Raw genomic sequence first — 6,563 nt, 5'->3', positions numbered from 1 at the left:
CACACGGCCGCGTGGCGCTCCTTGTACTCCTCGAGGCGGTGGGGCTTCACCTGGAGCTGGAAGCAGACCCGGGTGAGGGGGACGTCACTCGACATCGAGCGGCTCCTTCGTTCGGAGGGTGCGTGAATCGTTTCACACGAGTGCCTGCCGAGCGTATCGCGAGGCCGCGGGCGTGTCAAAGAGCGCGGATCGAGCGCGATCGGGGCTCGATCCGCCCGAAAGCATTGCCATCCGCTGCCACCCGTGTATAAAGTCACCACCACAGACAGCACGTTCACCCGCTACTGAATAGGTATTCAAATGCTCGAAGCCGACACCGGTCAGCTCGCTCGATGGCGAGAGCTGACCTCCGAACTGGCACAGGCGCCGGCCGACGTCCGCGACCGCCTCCTCGACGAGCGCGCGCGGCACACCCGCCGCGACATCGTCCGCATGATCGACACCGCCGGCCTCGGCCACATCGGCGGCGACTTCTCGGTCACCGACATCCTCACGACGCTGTTCAACTCGACGCTCCGCATCGACCCGTCCGACCCCGCCAAGCCCGGTCGCGACCGCTTCATCCTCAGCAAGGGCCACTGCGCCGCGGCGCTCTACGCGACTCTCGCGAGCTGCGGCTACTTCTCCCCGAGCGAGCTCACGACGTTCATGGCGCCGCTCTCGGCCCTCAACGGCCACCCCAACCGCAACAAGGTCCCCGGAGTCGAGACCAACACGGGTCCGCTCGGTCACGGTCTGCCCGTCGCCGTCGGCCAGGCCCTCGCGGCCAAGCTCAGCCAGGACGGCTCCCGCGTCTTCGCCGTCATGGGCGACGGCGAGATGCAGGAGGGCAGCAACTGGGAGGCCCTCATGACGGCCGCCCACTACGGCCTCGACAACCTCACCGCGATCGTCGACCGCAACCGCCTCCAGCAGGGCGCCCGCACCGAGGACACCTCCTCGCTCGACCCGCTGGACGAGAAGCTCCTCGCCTTCGGCTTCGAGCTGCGCATCATCGACGGCCACGACTGGGGCCAGCTCCTCGAGGCCTTCGGGCCCTCGACCACAGGCAAGCCGGTCGCGGTCATCGCGAACACCATCAAGGGCAAGGGCGTCTCCTTCATCGAGGACCGCGTCGAATGGCATCACAAAGTCCCGTCGGCCGAGCAGGTCGTCCTGGCACTGGAGGAACTCGCATGAGCAGGGAGACGACCACCGTGTCGACCGTCGCCGCCTACGACAACAGGGTTGCGTTCGCGGAGGAGCTCATCGAGCTCGCCCGCACCGACGAGCGCATCGTCGCGGTCTGCAACGACTCCGTCGGCTCCTCGAACCTCGGGGCGTTCAAGACCGAGTTCCCCGACCGGCTGATCAACGTCGGGATCGCCGAGCAGGCCCTCGTCGGCGTCGGCGCCGGTCTCGCGAGCGCCGGGTACATCCCCTTCGTCTGCGCGGCGAGCCCGTTCCTCACCGGCCGCTCGCTCGAGCAGGTCAAGGCCGACGTCGCCTACAGCCAGCACAAGGTGATCCTGTGCGGCATGTCGCCGGGCATGGCCTACGGCGAGCTCGGCCCGACCCACCACTCGGTCGAGGACCTCAGCTGGCTCCGCGCGCTGCCGGGACTGGACATCATCGTCCCGGCCGATCGCCACCAGACCCGCCTCGCCGTGCGCCAGGCCGTCGCCGACCCGCGCCCCACCTTCCTCCGCGTCGGCCGGCACAAGGTGCCCGACGTGTCCACTCCGGAGTCGACGCTCGAGCGCGGCCGCTTCCAGACGGTCCGCGAGGGCACCGACGTCACGATCATCGCGACCGGCACGCTCGTGTCGCGGGCGGTCCAGGCGGCCGACATGCTCGACGGCCAGGGGTTCTCGACCCGCGTGCTGAACGCCTCCTACATCGCGCCCTTCGACGTCGAGGCCGTCACGGCCGCGGCGCACGAGACCCGCGCGATCGTCACGGCGGAGGAGGCCAACATCGCGGGCGGCCTCGGCGCCGGAGTCGCGTCGATCGTGTCGCAGCTCGGCGGCGGTGCCCGCGTCCCCCTCCGGATCCTCGGGCTCACCGAGTTCGCGCCCACGGGCGACACCGAGTTCCTGCTCGAGCACTTCGGGCTGAGCGTCGAGGGCATCGCGCGCGCCGCGCGGGAAGCCGTGAGCAATGGCTGACTCCCTTCGCGACGACGCCGTCGTCGTCGCGGTCGATCAGGGCACGAGCTCGACGAAGTCCGTCGCCGTCGACGCCTCCGGCGCGATCATCGCGTCGGCCGCCGTCGAGCTCCGCCAGCTCCACCCCGCGGCCGGCTGGGTGGAGCAGGACGCCGAGGAGATCCTCCGCAGCGTCACGAGCACCCTCGAGACGCTCGCGGGCACGCTCGGCGAGCGGATCGTGTCGGTCGGACTCGCGAACCAGCGCGAGTCGGCGGTCGTCTGGGACCGCGTCACGGGCGAGGCGCTCGGCCCCGTCCTGGGCTGGCAGGACCGGCGCACGCTCGCCCGGGCGGAGGAGCTGCTCGCGGCCGGGAACGGGCCGTGGGTGCGCCGCGTCTCGGGCCTCCCGCTGGACCCCATGTTCTCGGCGCTCAAGTTCGAGTGGCTGCTCGACGCGGTCGACCCCGACCGCAGCCTCAGCACCGCCGGCCGCCTCGCGCTGGGCACGGTCGACTCCTGGCTGATCGCCCGGCTCACGGGCGAGCACCGGATCGAGGCGGGCAACGCGAGCCGCACCCAGCTGCTCGACGTGCGCACGGTCGACTGGGACGACGACCTGCTCGCCCTGTTCCGCATCCCGCGGGCCGCGCTGCCGCGCCTCGCCGCGTCGGACGAGCCGACCGCTCCGATCGTCGGCGTGGCGGGCCTCGCCGAGGGCGTGCGCATCGACGCGGTGCTGGGCGACTCGCACGCCGCGCTCTTCGCCCACGGCGTCCGCGAGCCCGGCTCGGTGAAGGCCACCTACGGCACCGGCTCCTCGATCATGGGGATCTCGGCCGACGGCGACCTCGGCGACTCCGACACCCTGGCCCGCACCGTCGCGTGGGCGCTCGGCGACCCCGCGACCGGGGCCGTCAGGGCCTTCGAGGGCAACGTCCTCTCGACCGGAGCGACCGTGCTGTGGCTCTCGCGCCTGCTCGGCCGCAGCGCCGACGAGCTCGACCAGCTGGCACGGACGGTCGACGACGCGCACGGCGTCGTCCTCGTCCCGGCGTTCGCGGGCCTCGGCGCGCCCTGGTGGGACGCCGCGGCCACCGCGGTCCTCACCGGCTTCGATCTCGGCACCACTCCGGCGCACCTCGCCCGGGCGGCCTTCGAGTCGATCGTCCTGCAGATCGACGACGTGCTGCGCGCCGCCGAGGCGCTCACCGGACGCCCGATCGACACGATCCTCGCCGACGGCGGCCCCTCGCGGAACGACTGGCTCATGCAGCAGCAGGCCGACCTCGGCGGGCGCACCGTCGCCCGGTCCACCGTCGCCGAGCTGTCGGCACTCGGAGTCGCGCACCTCGCCGGCCTCTCGATCGGACTCTGGACCCCCGCCCGGCTCGAGAGCGTGCGCCCGGCGCGGTTCTCGTTCACCGGCTCCGCGGATCCGCTGCCCGCCGAGCGCCGCCGGACCCGCTGGCTCGAGGCGGTCGCCCGGGCCCGCCACCAGCCGACCGTGCCCGCCGAGCACCGCGAGCACTCGCTGCTCTAGCCCGCACCACTCTTCTTCTCCCCGCATGCAAAGGAGCACGCCATGACCGACACGGTCGCCTCACCGATCTACCTCGACCACTTCACCGGTCGGGTCGCCGCCGTCACCGGATCCGGACGCGGCATCGGCCTCGCCCTCGCCCGCGCCTTCGCCGACTCCGGCGCCTCCGTGCTGCTGATCGACCGCGACGCGGTCGTCGAGCAGGCCGCGCAGGAGCTGCGCGAGGCCGGGTACGACGCGCACGGAGTCGTCGCCGACGTCACCGACGAGGAGGCGGTGCGCGCGGTGTTCGCCGACGCCGCCGAGCGCTGGGGCCGCCTCGACGTCCTCGTCAACAACGCCGGCATCATCACCATCTCGGACCTCGACGACCTGAGCCTGGCCGACTTCCAGCGGGTGCTGACCGTCAACACGACGGCGATGTTCCTCTGCTGCCGCGAGGCCGCTCCGCTGCTGCGCACGAGCGAGCACGCGGTGATCCTGAACGCCGCGTCGGGCCAGGCCCGGCAGGGCTTCATCTTCACTCCGCACTACGCGGCCAGCAAGTTCGGAGTGATCGGGCTCACCCAGTCGCTCGCGAAGGAGCTCGCGAAGGACGGGGTCCGGGTCAACGCCTACTGCCCCGGCATCGTCAAGACCGACATGTGGGACTACAACGACCGCGAGTGGGGCCGCCGGCTGGGCGACTACGCGCCGGGCGAGCTGATCCAGGAGTGGATCGACGACATCCCGCTCAAGCGCCCCGCCGAGGCCGCCGACGTCGCGAACCTGCTGCTCTTCCTCGCCTCCGACGCCGCCTCGTACATCACCGGCCAGACCGTCAACATCGACGGCGGCATGTTCATGAACTGACCCGTCCCGCCCCCTCCCTCCTTCTCTCCTCTCATCCAACGGAGCATGCAATGTCAATCCAGACCCCACTGCTGAAGGACCCGGTGATCACCCCGACAGGGCGACGGCCGGTCTCCTCCTACTTCGGCGGGAGCGCCGGGAGCTTCATCGGCCTCATCGCCCTGTTCATCGTCCTGTCGATCGTCGCGCCCAACTTCTTCACCGCCCGCAACCTCGTCAACGTCATCGACCAGGTCACGGTGCTGGGCATCCTCGCCATCGGCGCGACGCTCGTCATCATCACCGGAGGCATCGACCTCTCGGTCGGCGCGATCCTGGGCCTGTCGACGATGGTGCTCGGCTGGCTCTCGCACGACGGCGGCTGGCCGCTGCCGCTGGCGATGCTCGCCGCGATCGCCGTGGGCGGTCTCGCCGGAGCGCTGAACGGCCTCGGGATCACGATCGCCAAGCTCCCGCCGTTCATCGCCACTCTCGCGATGATGTCGATCGCGCGGGGCCTGGCGAACATGATCACCGACGGCCAGCAGATCGTCGGCTACCCGGAGTGGTTCTTCAACCTCTCGGCGAACCGCTTCCTGGGCTTCTTCTCGGTCACGATCATGGTCGTCATCGCGCTGTACATCGCGGCGTGGGCCTACCTGAAGTACCGCGTCGGCGGCCGGTCGGTGTTCGCGATCGGAGGCGGCCCCGAGGTCTCTCGCCTCGCCGGCATCCCCGTGAAGCGGGTCACGACCTGGGTGTACGTCGCGGCGGGCGCGCTCGCCGGAGTCGGCGGCATCGTCCTCGCGACGCGCCTCGACTCCTCCCAGCCCACCGCGGGCACCGGCTACGAGCTCGACGTCATCGCGGCGGTCGTCATCGGCGGCGCGAGCCTCACCGGCGGCGTCGGCCGGATCACCGGCACCGTGATCGGCGTCCTGATCATCGGATTCCTCCGCAACGGCCTGAACCTCATCGGCGTCTCGCCGTTCCTCCAGCAGATCGTCATCGGCCTCGTGATCGCGATCGCGGTCATGGCCGACGTCCTGCGCCGCAAGCGCGCCTAGCGCTCGCTCCCTCCCTCCCACCCACCCCTCCCGGGGCGACCAGAGTCGGTCGCCCTCACCCCACCAAGGAGAACCATGTTCCGCAAGATCACCGCGGGCGCCGTGACGCTCGTCGCCGCAGCCGCCCTGCTCACCGGCTGCGCCTCGACCGCAGGAGGCGGCGAGGACGGAGAGAAGACCGTCGGCCTGGCCGTCGCGAACCTCCAGGCCGACTTCTTCAACCAGATCCGCCAGTCCGTCGAGGCCGAGGCCGAGGCGCAGGGCGTCAAGGTCATCGTCTCGGACGCCAAGGGCGACTCCGACACCCAGGTCAGCCAGATCCAGGACTTCATCACCCAGGGCGTCAGCGCGATCATCTACATCCCGGCCGGAGCGACCGCCGCGACCGTCCCCGTCCGCGCGGCGAACTCGGCCGGCATCCCGATCGTCACCGTCGACCGCAACCCGGAGGGGTCGCCCGGCGACACCTTCATCGCGACCGACAGCGTCGCGGCGGCCGAGGCGCTCGGCGACTGGGTCGTCGAGCAGACCGGCGGAGAGGCCAACATCGGCGTCATCCAGGGCCAGGTCGGCACCACGCCCGAGCTCGCCCGCGACGAGGGCTTCACCACGGCCATCGAGAAGGCGCCCGGGATGAAGGAGGTCGCCCGCCAGGCGTCGCTCCAGTGGGCGCAGGACGAGGGCTACGACATCGCCACCGACATGCTGCAGTCCAACCCCGACATCACGGTCTTCTTCGGCCGGGCCGACGCGCTCGCGCTCGGCGCCTCCGCCGCCGCCCGTGCCGCGGGACGCGACGACATCCTCGTCGTCGGCTTCGACGGCGACAAGGCGGGCCTGGAGGCCGTGAAGGACGGCACCCTCGGCGCCACCATCACCCAGCCCACCCAGGGCATGGGCAAGCTCGCCCTCGAGTCGGCTCTCGAGCTGGCCGACGGCGGAGAGGTGCCCGCCGAGCAGCTGCAGGAGGGCGTCCTGACCACGAAGGACAACGTC

General features: G+C 71.2%; 6 protein-coding genes. All 6 read left to right on the top strand.

Features of this window, described 5'->3' with window-relative positions; all coding sequences use genetic code 11:
• Positions 1-300: 300 nt before the first annotated feature.
• Positions 301-1,179: a transketolase gene (locus ASF46_RS15215; protein WP_082481138.1), complete on the top strand. Its 879-nt coding sequence runs from the start codon at positions 301-303 to the stop codon at positions 1,177-1,179.
• Complete coding sequence (locus tag ASF46_RS15210) at positions 1,176-2,147, top strand: transketolase family protein (protein ID WP_056868318.1); 972 nt, start codon at positions 1,176-1,178, stop codon at positions 2,145-2,147. The genes ASF46_RS15215 and ASF46_RS15210 overlap by 4 nt, the downstream gene beginning before the upstream one ends.
• A complete protein-coding gene (locus ASF46_RS15205; protein WP_056868317.1) occupies positions 2,140-3,669 on the top strand; it encodes an FGGY-family carbohydrate kinase in 1,530 nt (509 codons plus the stop codon). The genes ASF46_RS15210 and ASF46_RS15205 overlap by 8 nt, the downstream gene beginning before the upstream one ends.
• 42 nt (positions 3,670-3,711) lie before the next feature.
• Positions 3,712-4,521: an SDR family NAD(P)-dependent oxidoreductase gene (locus tag ASF46_RS15200; protein WP_056868316.1), complete on the top strand. Its 810-nt coding sequence runs from the start codon at positions 3,712-3,714 to the stop codon at positions 4,519-4,521.
• 50 nt (positions 4,522-4,571) lie between these two features.
• A complete protein-coding gene (locus ASF46_RS15195) occupies positions 4,572-5,567 on the top strand; it encodes an ABC transporter permease (RefSeq protein ID WP_056868315.1) in 996 nt (331 codons plus the stop codon).
• A 75-nt stretch (positions 5,568-5,642) separates the two neighbouring features.
• Positions 5,643-6,563: substrate-binding domain-containing protein (locus ASF46_RS19470; RefSeq protein ID WP_162240188.1), on the top strand; the 921-nt coding region annotated here is incomplete at its 3' end.

Source organism: Rathayibacter sp. Leaf296 (genome assembly GCF_001423045.1).
Taxonomy (GTDB): domain Bacteria; phylum Actinomycetota; class Actinomycetes; order Actinomycetales; family Microbacteriaceae; genus Rathayibacter; species Rathayibacter caricis.
Note: the sequence above shows the minus strand (reverse complement) of the source record. Positions and strands in the feature narration are given on the sequence as shown.